The organism is Sphingomonas sp. ABOLH (assembly GCF_003951715.1).
Lineage (GTDB): Bacteria > Pseudomonadota > Alphaproteobacteria > Sphingomonadales > Sphingomonadaceae > Sphingomonas > Sphingomonas hankookensis_A.
This window is the reverse complement of the sequence record NZ_QQWV01000041.1, coordinates 17055-34861: the sequence shown is the minus strand read 5'-3', so window position 1 is coordinate 34861 and position 17807 is coordinate 17055. Positions and strand designations below refer to the sequence as shown.

The window sequence follows — 17807 nt, the reverse complement described above, 5'->3', positions numbered from 1 at the left end:
CCGTTGCAAGCCCGCACCCTCTGGGTGATCCATGAAACGCGCCCCTCGCAGCCTTCAACACCATGTTTTATATAGGAAATATAATGGTCAGGACAGCGAAATCAGCGCCTTACTTGGGAAATGTGGGATCAGGCGGGCGTGCGGGTGAACTTCTGATGCGGCGTTTGGCTCTGGTTGCAGCGTTGCTCGGCGGGTGTGCGGTGACGCCCCCGCCGGCAGCGACCACCGCTGCCGTACCGGTCGTGCCGGCGGCCGCGGAGACCGATCCGGTCGATACCGCCGCCGATGCCGCCGACGATCCTTCCATCTGGCGTAACCGGCGCAATCCGGCGGCCAGCCTGGTGATCGGCACCGACAAGAAGGCCGGCATCCATGTGTACGACCTGTCGGGCAGGCGGCTGAGCTTCACGCCCGCCGCGCGGCTCAACAATGTCGACCTGCGCGAGATCGACGGCCGGGTGATCGCGGCGGCAAGCGACCGGGCGGACGAGACGCAGGCGCATGTCGCGCTGTTCACGCTCGACACGGTGGCGAAGAAGCTGGTGCCGCTGGGGCGCTATCCGGTCGGAACGGGTGAAGCCTATGGCATGTGCCTGTGGACCCGCAAGGCCGACAAGGCGCTGTTCGGCTTCGTCGTCATGAAGGACGGGCGGATCGATCAGGTGTCGATCGATCTGGCCGGCGCGACGCCGGTAGCGCGCACGGTACGGTCGATGAAGGTCGGGACGCAGGCGGAAGGCTGCGTGGTCGATGACCGGACCGGCCTGCTGTATGTCGCCGAAGAGGATGTCGGGCTGTGGCGCTTCGCCGCCGATCCCGCCGCTCCGGTCGACGGCACCGCGATCGCCAGGGTCGACGCTGCCACCCTGGTCGCCGATGCCGAAGGGCTGGCACTGGCCCCGGCCGGCCGGACCGGCGGCTATCTGGTGGTCAGCAGCCAGGGCGACAATGCCTATACGCTCTACCGTCTGCCGGACGTCACCTATGCCGGGCGCTTCCGCATCGGCGGCGGGGCGATCGACGGGACCAGCGAAACCGACGGGATCGATCTGATCCTCGGCGATTTCGGGCCGAAATTCCCCAAGGGGCTGATGGTCGCACAGGACGGTGACAACGCGCCGGAGACGCAGAATTTCAAGTACGTCTCATGGACCGATGTGATGAAGGCGCTGCGGCTTCGATAAGCCATCAGTACGTCACCCCAGCCTGCGCTGGGGTGACGTACTGATGCGAACGAATTACCGCTGCGCGCGCGGCTTCCACGTGATGACGCGGTAGACATAGCCGATCACGATCGCGACCGACATCGCGATGGCGATGGGACCGACATAATGGTCGAGCTGCTGGAAATTCGATCCCAGCCACAGCCCGGCATAGGCCAGCACCGCATTCCACACGATGCTGCCGGTGAAGGTTGCGAGGAAGAAGCGCCAGCGCGGCATGCACGCCATGCCGGCGGGTAGCGAGATCATCGTGCGGAACGTCGGCATGAAGCGGAAGATGAAGACCGTCTTGCCGCCATGCTTGCGGAAGAAGCGGTGCAGCTTTTCCACATCCTCCCATTCGACCGTCAGCCACCGGCCCCAGCGATCGACGAACGGCTTCAACCCCAGATAGCCGAAGCGCCGCCCGATCGCGTACCAGAAATAATTGCCCGCGGTCGTGCCGGCGGTGCCCCATAGCAGCAGCGGCACCATCGCCATGTCCCCGCGCGCGACCGCCATGCCGCCCAGCCCCATGATGACCTCCGACGGGATCGGCGGGATCACATTCTCCAGCGCCATCAGCAGGAAGATGCCGATATAGCCGCCGCGCGCGATCGCATCGAGGATGAAGGTCGTCATGGGGGTTCCGAACGTCCGGGTCGGGGTTTCGTGCCGTGCGTGCCGGTTGCCCCATCCTGCCAACCACGTCACCCCAGCGCAGGCTGGGGTCTCCCGGTGATGGCGCGGGACAAGAGCCGCTTGAGACCCCAGCCTGCGCTGGGGTGACGTGCGTGGCTGGTTGGTGTCGTTACCGCTCCGCCACCCGCGCCTCGATCGCGTCCCAGATCATGCCGGCAACATCGGTTCCGTCGAACTTCTCGATCGCGACGATGCCGGTAGGCGACGTCACGTTGATCTCGGTCAGCCATTCGCCGCCGATCACGTCGATCCCGACGAAGATCAGCCCGCGCCGCTTCAGTTCGGGCCCGAGCGCGGCGCAGATTTCGCGTTCCTTGTCCGTCAACTCGGTCTTGGCCGCCGTGCCGCCGACCGCGAGGTTGGAGCGGATCTCGCCGGCACCCGGCAGCCGGTTGACCGCACCCGCGACCTCGCCATCGACCAGCACGATGCGCTTGTCGCCCTTCGCCACCGCCGACAGGAACGCCTGGACCATATGCGGTTCGCGATAGGCGGTGTTGAAGACCTCGATCAGCGAGGACAGGTTCTGCGCATCGGCATCGATCTTGAAGATCGCCTTACCGCCATTGCCGTGGAGCGGCTTGACCACGATCGAGCCATGCTCGTTCAGGAACTTGCGTGCCTCGTCCACCGACCGGGTGATGAGCGTCGGCGGCATGAAGCGCTGGTAATCGAGCACGAACAGCTTTTCGGGCGCGTTACGCACCGATGCCGGGTCGTTGACCACCAAAGTCCGGTCGCTGATCCGCTCCAGCAGGTGCGTCGCAGTAATGTAGCCGAGGTCGAACGGCGGATCCTGCCGCATCAGCACGACATCGGCCTGTTCGCCCAGATCGAGGCTGACGGCGTCGCCGAACGCGAAGTGATCGCCCACCACCCGCTGCACCGTCACCGGCCGGGCCTGCGTCCATACCCGGTCGCCCGACTGGTTGAGGTCTTCGGGCGCATAATGGAACAGCCGGTGGCCGCGCGCCTGCGCTGACAGCATCAGCGCAAAGGTCGAATCGCCCGCGATGTTGATGCCGGCAAGGGGGTCCATCTGGACGGCGACGGTCAGCGACATGGGGCACACTCCGGTTGGTTGCCGCTCAGGTAGGGGGCCGGCGGGGGAAAGTCACGGGGGAGCGAGAAAGGCCGGTCCTACCGCAACGGCTTGCCCGAATCCTTCCACCGGTCGAGGACCTGCGATTCCGGTGGCAGCGTATCCTTCGGCTCCACCACGGGTGTCGCGCTGGCCACCGGCGTCGGCGGCGCGACGAACGTCGGCGGGACCAGCGGGACGTTCGGGACCGGCACCGCCTCCAGCGTCGGCGGCGGGGGCAGGGGGCGTAGTGGCCCCGGCATCGGCTCCATGCCGATATAGCGGTCGGTGAACGCCGCGGGGGTGCCCCACCACCCCTTCCACCGGTGGAAGAAATGCGCGCCGAACACGCCGGTCATCACCAGCGCCCGGTTCCACGACGGGGTGACGGCATAGGTATGGTAATGCGTCGCCAGCCCGACGGGCGCGAAGACGTCGCCCGACAGCGCACGCGCGGCGACCCGGCGCGAGCGCAGCCAGACCGACGGTGCCGGCACCCGGGCCATCGCCCCGTCGCACGCAAAGCTGAACTGGCATACCGGCCGGTCCGACCCCTGGAACACCACGCCGCACACGGTCGCCGGAAAGGCGGGATGGCGCACGCGGTTCAGCACGACCTGCGCCACCGCCCGCTGCCCGGCATCGGGTTCGTTGCCTGCTTCGTAATAGACGGCAGTGGTCAGGCATCGCAGCGCGCGGGCGCGGTCGAGCTGGCTACCACGCAATACGAACGGGCGGGCCGGGCGGATCGATGCGTCGCCGAGGTCGCCGGCATCCGCGTTGGCGGGAAGCGCGGGCAGGGGCGCCGTGCCGGTCTCCCCCCGGCGGACCGGGGCGTCGAGCAACAGTTGCGCCGCGCCGGGGAAATGATCGTCGGCCTCATAGCCGGTCGCCACCGGCGGTGGTGGCGCGGACGGATCGCGATGCTCACGCGCCGCGATCCCCGCCCGCACGGCGATCGCCCCACCGACGAGCAGCAGGGCCGCGCCGCCGATCCTGCGCACGCGCCGGTTGATGGGGGGAAGGGCCGCCATGGGGCAGGACCTAGCCGGAAAAAGTATCGAAAGTCGCAAGATTCCGAGGTCTAGAGTGTGATCCATCTGCATTAAAACGTCACCCCAGCGCAGGCTGGGGTCTCAAGCGGCTCCTGTGGCGTGCTGTCACCGAGAGATCCCAGCCTTCGCTGGGATGACGTCCGATTCAAGTTGGATGGATCAGCCTCTAGAATGCTCACGTTCCGTCACCCCGGATCGAGTCCGGGGTGACGGTGCGACTCCTACTTCACCCCCAGATCGGCGCGGCTGAGGTCGACCGACGCGGCGGGGATCACGACCAGCTGCGGATAGGCGGCGCGGAGCGGTTCGAGAAACTGCTTCGCGTCGCCGACCACGACGATGCTCGCCGCCTTCGGGTCCATGACCTTGGCCGCCGCCTGCTGCACCGCCGCCGGACCGACCGCCTCGATCGAGGGAAGGAAGGTCGCGATGCGCGCCAGCGGTACTCCGTCCGACACATAGGTGACGATCGTACCGGCGATGCCGCTAGTCCGTTCGATCGTGCGGCCGAAATTGCCGGTCAGCACCGCCTTGCGTGTCGCCAGTTCGGCTTCCGGCGCGGGTTCGGCACCCATGCGGCGCATCTCGTCGGTGATGATCTTGACCACCTCCGGCGCGGACGGGTTCTTGGTCTGGGTCGATGCGCCGACCGCACCCCCGTTCCGCCGCGCATCCAGCTCCGACCGGGCACCGTAGGCGAGGCCGCGCTTGATACGGATTTCCTGGTTCAGGCGCGACGAGAAGCCGACACCCAGCGTCGCGTTGGCGACGGCGGCGGGGAAATAGGCGGCGTTGCTGCGCGCGATGCCCGGCCGCGCGACGACGACGCCCGCCTGTCCGGCACCGGGCATGTCGACGACGATGACGCGGGGGGCGGGGGCGGCGACCTGCGGCACCGGCGCGGGCGTTGCGTTCGGCTGGCTGCGCCAGTCGCCGAACAGCTGCGTCGCCAGCGCCATCCCGGCATCGGGGGTGATGTCGCCGACCAGCACCAGAGTCGCCTTTTCGGGCTGCCATGCGCGGGCATAGGCGCTGGTGATGTCGGCGCGGGTGATCGCCTTCAGCGTGGTCGGCGTGCCGCTGGCGGGATGGCCATAGGGCGCGCCGCCGAACACCGCGCGGTCGGCGACGAGGCTCGACAACTGCCCCGGATCGGTCAGCGCGACGCTGACCCCGTCGATGGTGCGGGTGCGCAGCCGGTCGATCTCGTCCTGCGCGAACGCCGGGTTGCGCGCGACATCGGCGAGGATGCCGAGCGCCGGCGCGACCTGTCCCGACCCGACGGTCAGCGTGACGTTCTGCGAATCCCATCCGGCACCGCTGCCGATGCTGCCGCCCAAAGATTCGACCGCGCGGGCGATCTCGGTCGCCGAGCGGGTCTTGGTCCCCTGCGTCAGCAGCCCGGCGGTCAGTTCGCCGACGCCGGCACGATCGGCGGGATCGGCGACCGCGCCACCGCCCGCGACCAAGGCGGCGGTCACCACCGGCACCCCGCGCTTTTCGACCAGCACGACGCGCATGCCGTTGGGGAGGCGGCGTTCGACCGGCACCGGAATCGCGACCTGTACCGGCGCAGCCGGGGCGGGCGGCAGCACGCGCTGGCCTTCGGGTGCCGGGGTATGGATCGCGATGCCCGGCGGCACGGCGAGCGGTGCGGTGACCACGCTGTTGGCGATGGCGATGGTGTCGCTGCTCGCCCCCGCCGGCTTGGCGGTATCGGGCAGATAGCGGATCGTCGCGGCGCGGTTGGCGGGGAGCCACGTCTTCGCGACGCGCTGGACATCGGCGGCGGTGACGCGACCGATCGCGGCCAGCGCCTTGTCGGCGGCCTTCGGATCGCGCTCGACGATCACGCCCTGCGCCAGCGCCGACGCTTTCCCTTCCGCCGTCTCGCGCGACAGCAGTTCGGCGGTGGTGATCTCGTTCTTGGCCTCGGCCAGTTCGGCCGCCGTCGGCGGCGTCGCGATCAGGCTGGCGACCTCGCGCTTCAGCGCCGCTTCGCCCTCGGCCACCGATTTGCCGCCGGCAAGAATCGCGTAGAGCGACAGCGTGCCCGGTCCCTGCTTGGCATCGAGTTGCACGCCGACATCCTGCGCGATCTGGTCACGATAGACGAGGCTCTGGTGCAGGCGCGAATTGTCCCCGCCCGACAGGATCGCGTCGAGCACCTTCAACGCCGCCTGATCGGGATGATTGGCCGGCGGCAGCGGATAGCTGATGAGGATCGCGGGCAGCGGGGTGTTCGCCTCATAGACCGTCTTCGTCACCGGCTGCTGGCGGACCGGTTCGTCGACGCTCACCCGCGGGATCGGACGGTTGGGCTTGGCGATGGTGCCGAAATACTGGTCGACCCAGCGGTTCAACTGCGCGGGATCGAAATTGCCCGCGACCACCAGCACGGCATTGTCGGGCCGGTAATAGGTCGCGTGAAACGCGCGGATATCGTCGATGGTCGCCGCGTCGAGATCCTCGATCGATCCGATGCCCGGCCGCGCATAGGGGTGGTGGCTATACGACACCATCGGCGCATAGAGGCCGAACAGCTTGCCATAGGGTTGGGCGAGGATGCGGCTGCGCAGTTCCTCCTTCACCACCTCGCGTTCCGACGCGAAGGTCTTGGGATCGACGACCAGCGTCGCCATCCGGTCGGCCTCGGCGAACAACAGCCGCTGCAGGTGGTTGGCAGGCACCACCTCGTAATAATTGGTATAGTCGTCGGCGGTCGACGCGTTGTTGTACCCGCCGACATCCTCGGTCAGCCGGTCGAGCTGTTCGGGCACCAGGTTCCGCGTCGCCTTGAACATCAGATGTTCGAACATGTGCGCAAAGCCCGAGCGGCCGGCGGGATCGTCCTTCGACCCGACATCGTACCACACCTGCACCGACACGTTCGCGCTGGACGTGTCGCGAATGGCATAGACGCGCAGGCCGTTGGCGAGCGTGCGTTCGGTATAGGCGATCGGCGGTACGGTCGGGCTGGCGGCGGGCGCCGTCGGGGCGGGGCGCTGCTGCGCGTGAGCCGGGGCAAGCAGGGCGGTCGAGATCAGCAGCGCGAGGCCGAAACGCATGGGGGCAACTCTCCGGACGGATGATGCGGCAGGTGTGGGCCGCATTGCCCCGGAGTGTCAACGTATCGCCGGTTACGACGTCGCGATCGAACCGAAATGCTTCGTCACTCCCGCGCAGGCGGGAGTCCATACACGCGAGCGTCGCGGAAAAGGCGCAACCGTCAGCGGTTATGGATTCCCGCCTTCGCGGGAATGACGAGAAGAAATCAGTCCTTCTTGCGCCCCGAATTCGCGTAGAGCAACGCGGCGGCCAGTGCGGCCGATCCGATGCCGATGCCGATCGGCACCAGCGGCCAGCCCTGCCCCTTCGACGGCTGCTTGGTTTCGGCGGCGGCGTCGGCGACGCGCTTCACCTCCTTGGCGGCGGCGGTCACTTCGTTCAGTTCGGTCTTGTCGGTCATGATCCTCTCCCTCTTGTCGGGGTTCAATGCTTGGGGGCGGTGTAGCGTGCCCGGAAATCGTCGGCAAAGGCGGCCAGCGTGTCGCTCGCGATCGCGGCGCGCAGGTCGACCATCAGCGCCTGGTAGAAATAGAGATTATGCTCGGTCATCAGCATCGCCCCCAGAATCTCGCCCGCGCGGACGAGATGGTGGAGATAGGCGCGGCTGTGGCCGTGACAGACCGGGCAGGCGCAGTCGGGGTCGACCGGCCCCAGATCCTCGGCAAATTTGGCGTTGCGGATGTTGATCGGGCCTGAACGGGTGAACGCCTGTCCGGTGCGGCCCGAGCGGGTCGGCAGCACGCAGTCGAACATGTCGATGCCGCGTTCGACCGCGCCGACGATGTCGTCGGGCTTGCCCACGCCCATCAGATAGCGGGGCTTGTCCACCGGCAGCTGCTGCGGCGCATAGTCGAGCACGCCGAACATCGCCTCCTGCCCTTCGCCCACGGCAAGGCCGCCGACCGCATAGCCGTCGAAGCCGATATCGATCAGCGCGTCGGCGGAGCTTTTCCGCAGTTTTTCGTCGAGCGCCCCCTGCTGGATGCCGAACAACGCGGCGCGCGAGGAATGCTCCTCACCCGAATCGAACCCGGCCCGGCTGCGGCGTGCCCAGCGCATCGATCGTTCCATCGCGCGGGCCTGCACCTCGCGGGTCGAGGTGGTCGGGACCAGTTCGTCGAACGCCATGACGATGTCGGAGCCGAGCAACCGCTGGATTTCCATCGAGCGTTCGGGACTCATCAGGTGACGGGTGCCGTCCAAGTGGCTCTTGAACTCGACCCCGTCCTCCGACCGTTTGGTCAGTTCGGACAGGCTCATCACCTGATAGCCGCCGCTGTCGGTCAGGATCGGGCGGTCCCAGCCCATGAACTTGTGCAAGCCCCCCAGCCGCGCGACCCGCTCCGCGCTGGGGCGCAGCATCAGGTGATAGGTGTTGCCGAGCAGGATGTCGGCGCCCGACGCACGCACGTCCTGCGGCTTCATCGCCTTCACGGTGGCGGCGGTGCCGACCGGCATGAAGGCAGGCGTGCGGATGTCGCCGCGCTGCATGGCGATGGTGCCGGTGCGGGCGCGGCCGGACGTGGCGGTGACGGTAAAGGCGAAACGCGGGGCCATAAGGCGAGCCGTCATGCCGGACCTTCCCCGCGCTGTCGACCGTTGTTGCGGTTTGACGGGAGAGAAGATCATGGCCGAACCGATGAACCCGGGTGACGATGCGGCGCCGGGCACGCCCGGGACGGGCGAGGATGTGTGTCCGCGCTGTGGCGGCACGGGCACGATCCGCGATGGCGAGTGCGAGAATTGTGGCGGTACGGGGAAGGTGATCGAGGGGATTGGCGGGGGATAAGATCCTCCCCGGCACGGGGAGGGGGACCGCTCGCGTCAGCGAGTGGTGGAGGGGCAAAACCGCGAGCGCTACGCCTGGGGCAACGCCCCTCCACCAGCCTGCGGCTGGCCCCCCTCCCCATGATATGGGGAGGATCTTCTGATCAGATCGCCGCCAGCGCCTGTTCGAAATCGGCGATCAGATCATCGGCATCCTCGACCCCGATCGAGATGCGCACCAGATTGTCGGTAATCCCCAGCGCCACCTTGCGCGCGTCGGGCACCGACAGGTGCGTCATCCCCGCCGGATGGCTCGCCAGCGTCTCGGTCCCGCCGAGGCTCACCGCCAGTTTGGCGATGGTCAGCGCGTCGAGGAACGCGAACGCCTCGCGCTCGCCGCCCTTCAGGTACAGCGAGAAGGTCGACCCGCCGCCGGTGCAGTGACGACGATAGATGTCGGCCTGGCGATCGTCCTTCAGGAAGCCGAGATAGCCGACCCGCTCGACCTTGGGATGGTCCTTCAGGAACGCGCAGACCTTCGCCGCATTCTCGCCCGCGCGGCTCATGCGCAACTCCAGCGTCTCCAGCGAGCGCAGCAGCATCCACGCCGTGTTCGGGTCGCAGATCGTGCCGATGGTGTTGCGCATCGACCGGATGGTGTTGATGTGCGCCTTCGATCCCAGCACGCCGCCGGCGACCAGATCGCTATGTCCGCCGGCATATTTGGTCAGCGAATAGACGACGAGGTCGGCGCCGTGCTGCAGCGGTTGTTGCCATAGCGGCCCCAGAAACGTGTTGTCGATCGCGATCGGCGGCTTTTCGACCGTGTCGCCGAACACCGCGTCACGCGCGGCGGCGACCGCTTCGATATCGACCAGCGCGTTGGTCGGGTTGGCCGGACTTTCGAGATAGATCAGCGGCACGCGGCCCTCGGCCTTGCGCAGCACCGCCTCGATCTCGTCCTGCGTCGCGCCCGCCGGAAAGTCGAGATAGTCGACCCCGAAGCGGCCCAGCACGCGGCCGATCAGCGTTTCGGTCGCGGCATAGAGCGGCCCGGAATGGATGATCGTATCGCCCGGCTGGACCATCGACAGGAACAGGGTCGCGATCGCCGACATGCCACTGGAAAAGACCAGCGCATCCTCCGCCGCTTCCCAGACGCCGAGGCGGTCTTCGAGGATTTCCTGGTTCGGGCCGTTGAAGCGCGAATAGACGAGGCCCTCCGCCCCGCCGGGACGCTTGCCGGTCACGCCCTCGAAATGCCGCTTGCCTGCCGCCGCATTGGGAAAGACATAGGTCGAGGTCGCGAAGATCGGCGGTTTGAGCGAGCCTTCGGACAGTACCGGATCATAGCCATGGCCCATCATCAGCGTCGCAGGCTTCAACCGGCGCCCGCCGACGGTGTCGACCGGGGGCTTGGGGCGGCGGCGCGGGGGAACGCCGGTCAGGTCGGCTTCGGTTTCGTCGGTCACGAATCTCTCCTTTTTCGGGAAGGGTAGCGATAGTTACGACAGAAACCAAATTACGATGTGGGGGGGCACAAGCCACCACGTCGTACCCCCGCGCAGGCGGGGGCCCAGGGCCAAGCAGGACAACGGTTGCGCTCGGGGCTCTGGACCCCCGCCTGCGCGGGGGTACGGCGAGGGCGCTACGCTGCGATCCCAATTACCGACAGCTGCCGCCCATAATCCGCTTCGCCGCGATGCGTCGCGCGGCGGAAGCTGAAGAAGCGGTCCTCCTGCGCATAGGTGTCCTGCCCCAGCGCCTCGATCCGCCGCACGCCCGCCGCCGCCAGCCGGTGGACGACATAGGCCTCAAGGTCGAACCGGGCATGGCCCGGGCGGTTCTCCGCGAAGAAGCGTTCATTCTCGGGATCGGTCGCGCAGAAGCGTTCGACGAAGCCCATATCGACCTCATAGCTCGCGCGCGCGATGCAGGGCCCCACCGCGGCGGCGATGCGGTCGGCACGGGCGCCGAGCTTTTCCATCTGGGCGATGGTCGCATCGGTCACCCCGGCCAGCGCCCCCTTCCACCCGGCATGGGCCGCGCCGACCACCCCCGCCTCGCGGTCGGCGAGCAGCACCGGCGCGCAATCGGCGGTCAGGATGCCGAGCAGGATGTTCGGCCGTTCGGTGACCATCGCGTCGCCCTGCGGCCGTTCCCCATCGGGAAAGGCGGTCAGGACGCGCACGACCGAGGCCGAATGAATCTGGTACAGCCCGCACAGTGCCGCCCCCGGCAGCACCGCCTGAACGGCGCGCGCGCGGTTCTCGGCGATGGCGGCGGGATCGTCGCCCGATCCAAGGCCAGTGTTGAGGCCGGCGACGACTCCGGTCGACACCCCGCCGCGCCGCCCGAGAAAACCGTGCGCCACCCCCTCCAGCGCAGCGCTGCGCAACACTTCCACCGTCATAGCGCCACCCGCATAACGTCATCCTCGTCCCGGTGGTTGCCGACCATGAAGGCGTAGGTACCGACCCGTTCGAACCCATAGCGTTCGTAGAAGCGCCGCGCGCGATGGTTGTCGATGAACACCGACAGGAACAGCTCGTCGGCGCCGGTCGCGCGCGCCTTGGCCAGCATATGCTCCATCAGCGTCGCGGCGAGGCCGGTGCCTTGCGCTTGCCTACGCAGATAGAATTGGCGCAGTTCGATCGGCTTTCCGGTCGGTTCGAACGGCAGCGACGGCGGACCGAGCTTGGCATAGCCGACCGCGTCGTCCCCCGCCATCGCCAGCACGACATGGAAGCGCGGGTCGGACAATTCCTCCTCCCATGCCGCCACCGTGAACTTGGCGAGGAAGGCGGCAAGGTCGTCGGGATGATAGAGATGGCCGAAGGTGTCGGTGAACGTCTCGGTCCCGATCGTCACCAGCAGTCCGGCATCGGCGACCGTCGCGTCGCGCAGGGTCGGTGTCATGCCGCGAACCCCGCCGGCACCGGCCAGCCGGGCGAGGTGATCGCAATCGCCTTGAACAGCGTGCCCATCTGTTCCTCCTCCACCAGCCGGTCGCGATCGGCGCGCAGTTGGTCGGCGCGCTCGGGACTGCGGGCGGCCAGCGCCTGCGTGCGGGCGTCGATGCCCAGCGCCTTCAACAACGCACCCTGATCGACCGGGCCAAAGGCGACCGCGTCTTCGGCACGCGCGGCCTCGATCAGCGTCCCGAAATCGACATGCGCGGTCAGGTCCTGCTCGCCCGGATCGTCATAGGGGTTGACGAAGCCGTGCCCGCGCACCGCCTGCAACGTATCCCCCAGCGCCGGGCCGGCATAGCCATAGTCGATGACGATCGCGCAGCCGCCCTGCGCGACGATCCGCTTGGCCAACTGGCGCATTATCGCCACGGCGGCCGGCGCGGTTTCCAGCACCGATCCCACGGCCGCGTCGCGGAACTGGTAGGGAATGATCGGATCGAACCCGCGCTGCCCCATGACCGGAAGGAACAACGTGTCCTGGCACGCGACCAATCGCTCGCGCCAGCCGTCCGCCGTCTTGACCAGCTGGCGGATGGGGAGCGCATCGAAGAATTCGTTGGCGACGACCAGCAGCGCGCCATCCTCGGGCAGGCCGACCGTATCGACCGCCCATTCGGCCTGCGGCACGCGCTTTGCCTGTTCGTCGCGCAGCGTCGGGCTGGTTTCGATCAGATGGACCGGCGGCGTACACCCCGCCGACGCCATGGAGCGCAGCGCATCGGCGGCGAGCGTGCCGCGACCGGGGCCGAATTCGACATAGCGTGACGCCGGACGACCGGCCCGGTCCCAGCTGTCGGCCAGCCCCAGGCCGATCAGCTCGCCGAACATCTGGCTGATTTCCGGCGCGGTGGTGAAGTCGCCGTTGGCGCCCAGCGGATCGCGCGTCGCGTAATAATGCGCGTTGGCCGCACCCATGAACTGGGCGAGGCTGATCGGCCCGGCCAGCGTGATCGCGCGGGCGAGCCGTTCGGGGAGCGCGGGGTCGGCGGCGGTGACGACGGGTTCGGTCAAGCCACGCTCTCCGACCCCGCGATCGGCTCCACCCGCACCCGGCGCCGCTTCGACGTGACCATCAGGTAGATGCCGATCGCGATCATCGGCAGCGTCAGCCACTGGCCCATATGTAGCCCCGTCGCCTGCGCAAATTCCACCAGCTGCGCATCGGGCTCGCGCCAGAATTCGATAATGAAGCGCGCGACGCCGAACCCGGCCATGCCGGTGCCGAGCAGGAAGCCGGGCTTGTAGCGCGCATCGGTGCGCCAGAAGAAGAAGGCGAGGATCAGGAACAGGATCAGCCCTTCGCCCAGCGCCTCATAGAGCTGGCTGGGGTGGCGTGCCGGGTCGAGGCCGCCGGGTACGGTGCGCGGAAACACGACTGCCCAAGGCGCGTCGCTGGGCTTGCCCCACAGCTCGCCATTCACGAAATTGGCGATGCGGCCGAGGAACTGGCCGATCGGCGCGACGCAGGTGACATAGTCCGCGACCCTGAGCGCGCGCAGCCCGTGCTTGCGCGCCAGCCACCAGATGCCGAGGATCAACCCGACCATGCCGCCATGGAACGACATGCCGCCGTCCCACAGCCGCAGGATCTTGATCGGGTCGGTGAACATTTCGGGCGCGTAGAAGATCGCATAGCCCAGCCGCCCGCCCAGAATGATGCCGAGCGTCGCATAGAACACGAAGTCGTCGGCATGGCGCCGCGCCATCGGCGCGCCCGGCTGGTCGAGCAGCTTGAGCAGATACCACCAGCCGCCGAGAATGCCGGTGATATAGGCCAGCGAATACCATTTCAGCTGGAAGAAGCCGAGGTTCAGCGCGACCGGATCGAGGCCGAGATCGGCATAGCGGATATGGCCGGCGGCCATGCCGACATCGCCGGTGGCCGCGGCGAGGGTGGATAGGATCAAGGGGGTACGCTCCGGCTGTGGTCGGTGCGTAATATCCGGGTTGGCGGATCAGGGGAACCCGGGGTGGGCGGACCGGCGCATGGGGGGAAGGCAGCCGGTCCGCCCGAATTGAAGCGCGAACGCATCGGGTATCCCATTCCTTGCAGAGGCTGTGCCAATTTCCCGCGTTGCGGGTTTTGCGCCGATTTTCTGGTTAACGACATCGTTACCGGGATGGCGGGTGTAAACGATCCCGACAGGGCGGCGGCGTCCGCAAGGATTACGCTTGTAAACGTAACGACCACGGGTGTAGTCATTGTTCATGGCCGAACGAATCAGCGATGCCGAGCATGCCGTGATGGAAGTGCTCTGGGACCAGAACCCGCTCACCGCGCAGGAGGTGGTGGAACGCGTCGCCCCGTCGCGCGGCTGGACCGCGAACACCGTCAAGACGCTGCTGGGGCGGTTGCTGGCCAAGGACGTGGTCGGTGCGGAGGAGGACGGGCGGCGCTATCGCTACCGGCCGCTGGTCGCGCGCGAGGAATATGTCGCGGGTGAATCGCAACGGTTCATCGACAAGCTGTTCGGCGGCAGCCTGACGCCGCTGGTCGCGCATCTGGCCGAACGCGACCAGCTGAGCGCGCGTGAAATCGACGAGATCGAGGCTCTGTTAAAGGCGCTGAAACAATGATCGGATGGGCGGTAGAGACGATCGCGGCGACGACGCTGCTGATGCTGCTGGTGCTGATGTTGCGCGGCCCCGTCGCGCGGCGCTTCGGTCCGCAGGCGGCCTATGCGCTGTGGGCGCTGCCCGCGCTGCGCATGATCCTGCCCCCCATTCCCGAAAGCTGGCGTCCGGTGGAGTTCCACCCGATCGGTGCGGCGACCGATCCCGGCATCATCATGCTGGGCGTGCCGGTGGCCGAGGTGCCGGCGCTGCCGCAGGGCTGGGGCATGGCCGATGTGCCGCTGCTGGTCGTCGCGCTGTGGCTGCTGGGCGCGGTCGCGTTCGTCGCGTGGCATATCGTGCAGCATCAGCGCTTCTGCGCGAAGGTGCTGGCGTCGGGCCGGGCGAAGGGGCTAGCGAACGGCCACGTCAAGATGATCGAGACGCGCCATGCCGCCGGGCCGCTCGCCTTCGGCGTGGTCCATCGCTACGTCGCGATGCCGGTCGATTTCCGCGAACGCTATGACGAGCGGGAGCAGGCCTTGGCGCTGGCGCATGAGCTGGGCCACCATGCCCGCGGCGACCTGCTGGCGAACTGGGTCGCGCTGATCGTGCTCGGCTGCCACTGGTTCAATCCGGTCGCGTGGCGCGCGTTCCGGGCGTTCCGGGCGGATCAGGAAATGGCGTGCGACGCGATGGTGCTCGCCCGTGCCACGCCGGGCGTCCGCCACGCCTATGCCACCGCCATCGTCAAATCCGCGCATGGCCAGGGGCTGTCCGCCGCCTGCCACCTGCACAGCGTCAACGAACTGAAAGGGAGACTCATCATGTTGTCGAAGCACCGGGTGATGTCGCCCGCCACCCGCCGCATCGCCGGTGGTGCCACGCTGACGCTGGCGGTGATCGGCCTCGGCCTGACCGCATCGGGGACGGAAGCCGCCGAGAAAATCCGTTCGAAGGTCGAAACCGCGACCGGCGTCGATATCGCCAGCGTCGAGGCGAAGGCGGCGGACGTGCTCGCCCCGGTCGCAGCGATCGTGCCGGCCCAGGCCGCGACCCTGCCGGTGATCCCGGCCGAACCGGCCGCACCCGCGCCGATGCCGCAACCGGCGGTGCGGGCGATCGCGGCGACCACCGCCCTGCCGGCGCAGCCCGCGACCCCGGCCCGTCCGGCGATGCCGGCGAGCTTCACCACGACGCATAACGGCCAGACCACCCGCCTGGTGCGCCAGGGCGAGGGCGACGTGCGCAAGATCGTCGTGCAGACCTTCGACGGCAACGGCAAGCTGCTGCGCCAGACGGTCAACACCGTGCCCGAGGTCAATATCGTCAACGAAAATTGCGGTCCGGGCAGCCAGACCAGCGTGACCCGCACCGAAGGCGGCAAGCAGGTCACGGTCATCTGTTCCGACCGTATCCGCGCCATCACCGAACAGGGGATGCTGCGTGCCCGCGAAGGCCAGCGGCTGGCCGCGCTGGGTGCGGAACGGGCGGAGCTGGGACGGCTGCAGGCCGCGCAGGGGCAGGTCTATGCTCGGCAGGGGATGCGCTCGGCACTCGCCGGCCTCCGCTCGGCACGCGCCTCGATCGTCGCGAACAAGGACATGCCCGCCATCGCCCGCACCAGTGCGCTGGAGGGGATCGACGAGAGCATCCGCGAGCTCCAGTCGCAGATCGATCACGCCGACTGATACCGGATCCACGGACGTTCTGCCCCGTTCGTTCGTGGCAGGGCCGGTCGGCGCCTCTGCCGGCCGGCCCGTTGCCTTGCATCGGGCGCGTGCCGCCGCCATCTGACGATCAATGGCCGAATCTCCCCCCGGTATCCCCCAGCCGCTCGAACCGCTGGTGACGCGCGTGCTGGCGCGCAACGCATCCCCCTATACCCACACCGGTACGCAGAGCTTCGTCGTCGGCGGCAGCGGTGCGGTCGCGATCATCGATCCGGGGCCGGTCGACGACGTGCACCTGGACGCGCTGCTGGCGGCGGTCGGCGACCGGAAGGTTGCGGCGATCCTGTGCACCCACACCCACCGCGACCATAGCCCCGCGGCGAAGCCGCTGGCCGAGCGGACCGGCGCGCCGATCATCGGTTGCGCGCCGCTGACGATGGACGACGAAGGCCCCCGCGCCGATGCCGCGTTCGATATCGACTATCGCCCCGACCGGGTGCTGGCCGACGGCGAGGCGGTGGCGGGCGACGGCTGGACATTGGTCGCGGTCGCGACGCCGGGGCACACGTCGAACCACCTCGCCTTCGCGCTGCCCGAAAGCGGCGCATTGTTCAGCGGCGATCATGTCATGGGCTGGTCGACCACCATCGTCTCGCCGCCCGATGGCGACATGGGCGATTACATGGCCAGTCTCGACAAGCTGCTGGGCCGCGAGGACCGGGTCTATTATCCCGCGCACGGCGATCAGGTCGACAATCCCCGCCGGCTGGTGCGCGGGATGCTCGGCCACCGCAAGCAGCGCGAGGGGCAGATCGCCCGCGCGATCGAACGTGGGACCCACGACATTCCTGCAATGGTCGCGGTCATGTATGTCGGGCTGCACCCCAAATTGCTGGGCGCGGCCGAACGCTCGGTGCTGGCGCATCTGATCGACATGGAACGGCGCGGTATCGTCCGGCGGGAGGGCGCGACATGGCAGCGCATGTAAGGCCGCAGGCGATCCGCCTGGGCGTGGCGGTCGTCCTGCTGATCGCGCTCGCATTCGGCGGCTGGACGCTGTGGCGCCACTATGAGGAAAAATACACCGTCACTACCGAACCCGATAGCGGACAGGCGGTGACGCGGATCATCACCGCGCGGCTGTCGGGGGCGAGTGCGCTCAAGGTCGCCTCGCTGTCGGGCACGTTGCAGGCAACAGCCAGCGACGTGCGCGGCTTCGGCTGGCTGCGCAGCGACCAGGTGGTGAAAATGCCCTATTCGGTCGATTACTTCGTCGATCTGGGGAGCATTGGGGAGGGCGCACTCAGCTGGTCGGCGGACACGCGGACGCTGGTGGTCGACGCCCCCGACGTGACCGTCGCCAAACCGAATATCGACGAAGCCGGGCGGACGTTGGTCCAGACCAGCGGCCTCTACGTCTCGCGTGAGGCGGCGGCGGCACTGGCACAGCGCGTGTCGGCGGTGGCGCAGACCCGCGCCGAACGCGAGGCGCGCAGCCCCGAGCGGCTGGCACAGGCCCGCGAACTGGCGCGCGCCAACCTCGCCCGCCTCCTCGCCGCGCCGCTGGCGGCGGCGGGCGAGGGCGATGTGCGGGTGGTCGTCACCTTCCCGGCGGAGCGAGGCCGGCGGGACGGCGAACGCTGGGACGTGTCCGCACCGCCCGCCGAGGTGCTGGGTAACCGACGATGACAAGCCGGTCGACCGCGACCCTATCCTCGCGCAGGCGGGGA

Annotated in this window: 17 protein-coding genes; 6 read left to right on the top strand and 11 right to left on the bottom strand. The window is 68.2% G+C overall.

Translation table 11 applies throughout. The annotated features are described in order from the left end of the window. Positions 1–155: 155 nt before the first annotated feature. Positions 156–1184 (top strand): phytase, encoded by a 1029-nt coding sequence (locus tag CA237_RS15745; protein ID WP_066691913.1) that lies wholly within the window; start codon positions 156–158, stop codon positions 1182–1184. A 54-nt stretch (positions 1185–1238) separates the two neighbouring features. Here the strand turns inward: CA237_RS15745 and CA237_RS15740 are convergent, their stop codons facing one another. The 6 genes from CA237_RS15740 to tgt form a co-directional block, all read right to left on the bottom strand. Further along, the gene (locus CA237_RS15740; RefSeq protein WP_066691911.1) at positions 1239–1844 is read right to left on the bottom strand and encodes a DedA family protein; all 606 of its coding nucleotides are present in this window, start codon (positions 1842–1844) and stop codon (positions 1239–1241) included. A gap of 169 nt (positions 1845–2013) precedes the next feature. Beyond that, on the bottom strand, positions 2014–2967 hold the full coding sequence (gene gshB, locus CA237_RS15735) for a glutathione synthase (RefSeq protein ID WP_066691909.1): 954 nt from the start codon (positions 2965–2967) through the stop codon (positions 2014–2016). A gap of 77 nt (positions 2968–3044) precedes the next feature. Then, positions 3045–4019, bottom strand: coding sequence for a cell wall hydrolase (locus CA237_RS15730; protein WP_126014679.1), 975 nt, complete (start codon positions 4017–4019; stop codon positions 3045–3047). Between the two features lie 242 nt (positions 4020–4261). Continuing rightward, positions 4262–7108 (bottom strand): pitrilysin family protein, encoded by a 2847-nt coding sequence (locus tag CA237_RS15725; protein ID WP_066691898.1) that lies wholly within the window; start codon positions 7106–7108, stop codon positions 4262–4264. A 206-nt stretch (positions 7109–7314) separates the two neighbouring features. After that, a complete protein-coding gene (locus tag CA237_RS15720) occupies positions 7315–7509 on the bottom strand; it encodes a hypothetical protein (protein ID WP_066691895.1) in 195 nt (64 codons plus the stop codon). A 23-nt stretch (positions 7510–7532) separates the two neighbouring features. Next, entirely contained in the window at positions 7533–8681 is a 1149-nt protein-coding gene (gene tgt, locus CA237_RS15715) for a tRNA guanosine(34) transglycosylase Tgt (protein WP_232308018.1), read from the bottom strand. Positions 8682–8736: 55 nt separating this feature from the next. On the opposite strand from tgt, the gene CA237_RS19750 reads away from it, so the two are divergent. Next, entirely contained in the window at positions 8737–8898 is a 162-nt protein-coding gene (locus CA237_RS19750; RefSeq protein WP_164523896.1) for a hypothetical protein, read from the top strand. Positions 8899–9040: 142 nt separating this feature from the next. Here CA237_RS19750 and CA237_RS15710 read toward each other — a convergent pair whose 3' ends face one another. The 5 genes from CA237_RS15710 to lgt all read right to left on the bottom strand — a co-directional run bounded on the left by CA237_RS15710 (position 9041) and on the right by lgt (position 13716). Then, positions 9041–10348: a cystathionine gamma-synthase family protein gene (locus tag CA237_RS15710; protein ID WP_126014677.1), complete on the bottom strand. Its 1308-nt coding sequence runs from the start codon at positions 10346–10348 to the stop codon at positions 9041–9043. 176 nt (positions 10349–10524) lie between these two features. Beyond that, on the bottom strand, positions 10525–11289 hold the full coding sequence (gene pgeF, locus CA237_RS15705; RefSeq protein WP_066691885.1) for a peptidoglycan editing factor PgeF: 765 nt from the start codon (positions 11287–11289) through the stop codon (positions 10525–10527). Beyond that, positions 11286–11795, bottom strand: coding sequence for a GNAT family N-acetyltransferase (locus CA237_RS15700; protein WP_066691881.1), 510 nt, complete (start codon positions 11793–11795; stop codon positions 11286–11288). Before CA237_RS15700 ends, pgeF begins: the two co-directional genes overlap by 4 nt. Next, the gene (locus CA237_RS15695) at positions 11792–12766 is read right to left on the bottom strand and encodes an SAM-dependent methyltransferase (protein ID WP_126014681.1); all 975 of its coding nucleotides are present in this window, start codon (positions 12764–12766) and stop codon (positions 11792–11794) included. Before CA237_RS15695 ends, CA237_RS15700 begins: the two co-directional genes overlap by 4 nt. A 92-nt stretch (positions 12767–12858) precedes the next feature. Then, on the bottom strand, positions 12859–13716 hold the full coding sequence (gene lgt / locus CA237_RS15690) for a prolipoprotein diacylglyceryl transferase (RefSeq protein ID WP_084401720.1): 858 nt from the start codon (positions 13714–13716) through the stop codon (positions 12859–12861). Positions 13717–14059: 343 nt separating this feature from the next. On the opposite strand from lgt, the gene CA237_RS15685 reads away from it, so the two are divergent. The 4 genes from CA237_RS15685 (at position 14060) to CA237_RS15670 (ending at position 17766) form a co-directional block, all read left to right on the top strand. Next, positions 14060–14428, top strand: coding sequence for a BlaI/MecI/CopY family transcriptional regulator (locus tag CA237_RS15685; RefSeq protein ID WP_066691874.1), 369 nt, complete (start codon positions 14060–14062; stop codon positions 14426–14428). Beyond that, complete coding sequence (locus CA237_RS15680; RefSeq protein WP_066691873.1) at positions 14425–16095, top strand: M56 family metallopeptidase; 1671 nt, start codon at positions 14425–14427, stop codon at positions 16093–16095. Before CA237_RS15685 ends, CA237_RS15680 begins: the two co-directional genes overlap by 4 nt. A 112-nt stretch (positions 16096–16207) precedes the next feature. Beyond that, positions 16208–17065, top strand: coding sequence for an MBL fold metallo-hydrolase (locus CA237_RS15675; protein WP_066691871.1), 858 nt, complete (start codon positions 16208–16210; stop codon positions 17063–17065). Next, entirely contained in the window at positions 17050–17766 is a 717-nt protein-coding gene (locus tag CA237_RS15670) for a DUF4230 domain-containing protein (protein ID WP_066691869.1), read from the top strand. The genes CA237_RS15675 and CA237_RS15670 overlap by 16 nt, the downstream gene beginning before the upstream one ends. Positions 17767–17807: the final 41 nt, after the last annotated feature.

Excerpts from the sequence above, each read along its gene's own strand:
- CA237_RS15740 (WP_066691911.1), bottom strand. The coding sequence starts at position 1,844 with ATGACGACCTTCATCCTCGATGCGATCGCGCGCGGCGGCTATATCGGC.
- CA237_RS15745 (WP_066691913.1), top strand. The coding sequence starts at position 156 with ATGCGGCGTTTGGCTCTGGTTGCAGCGTTGCTCGGCGGGTGTGCGGTG.
- CA237_RS15700 (WP_066691881.1), bottom strand. The coding sequence starts at position 11,795 with ATGACACCGACCCTGCGCGACGCGACGGTCGCCGATGCCGGACTGCTG.
- CA237_RS15695 (WP_126014681.1), bottom strand. The coding sequence starts at position 12,766 with ATGGGTGCGGCCAACGCGCATTATTACGCGACGCGCGATCCGCTGGGC.
- pgeF (WP_066691885.1), bottom strand. The coding sequence starts at position 11,289 with ATGACGGTGGAAGTGTTGCGCAGCGCTGCGCTGGAGGGGGTGGCGCAC.
- lgt (WP_084401720.1), bottom strand. The coding sequence starts at position 13,716 with ATGGCCGCCGGCCATATCCGCTATGCCGATCTCGGCCTCGATCCGGTC.
- CA237_RS15725 (WP_066691898.1), bottom strand. The coding sequence starts at position 7,108 with ATGCGTTTCGGCCTCGCGCTGCTGATCTCGACCGCCCTGCTTGCCCCG.
- gshB (WP_066691909.1), bottom strand. The coding sequence starts at position 2,967 with ATGTCGCTGACCGTCGCCGTCCAGATGGACCCCCTTGCCGGCATCAAC.
- CA237_RS15730 (WP_126014679.1), bottom strand. The coding sequence starts at position 4,019 with ATGGCGGCCCTTCCCCCCATCAACCGGCGCGTGCGCAGGATCGGCGGC.
- CA237_RS15680 (WP_066691873.1), top strand. The coding sequence starts at position 14,425 with ATGATCGGATGGGCGGTAGAGACGATCGCGGCGACGACGCTGCTGATG.
- CA237_RS15670 (WP_066691869.1), top strand. The coding sequence starts at position 17,050 with ATGGCAGCGCATGTAAGGCCGCAGGCGATCCGCCTGGGCGTGGCGGTC.
- tgt (WP_232308018.1), bottom strand. The coding sequence starts at position 8,681 with ATGACGGCTCGCCTTATGGCCCCGCGTTTCGCCTTTACCGTCACCGCC.
- CA237_RS15720 (WP_066691895.1), bottom strand. The coding sequence starts at position 7,509 with ATGACCGACAAGACCGAACTGAACGAAGTGACCGCCGCCGCCAAGGAG.
- CA237_RS15685 (WP_066691874.1), top strand. The coding sequence starts at position 14,060 with ATGGCCGAACGAATCAGCGATGCCGAGCATGCCGTGATGGAAGTGCTC.
- CA237_RS15675 (WP_066691871.1), top strand. The coding sequence starts at position 16,208 with ATGGCCGAATCTCCCCCCGGTATCCCCCAGCCGCTCGAACCGCTGGTG.
- CA237_RS19750 (WP_164523896.1), top strand. The coding sequence starts at position 8,737 with ATGGCCGAACCGATGAACCCGGGTGACGATGCGGCGCCGGGCACGCCC.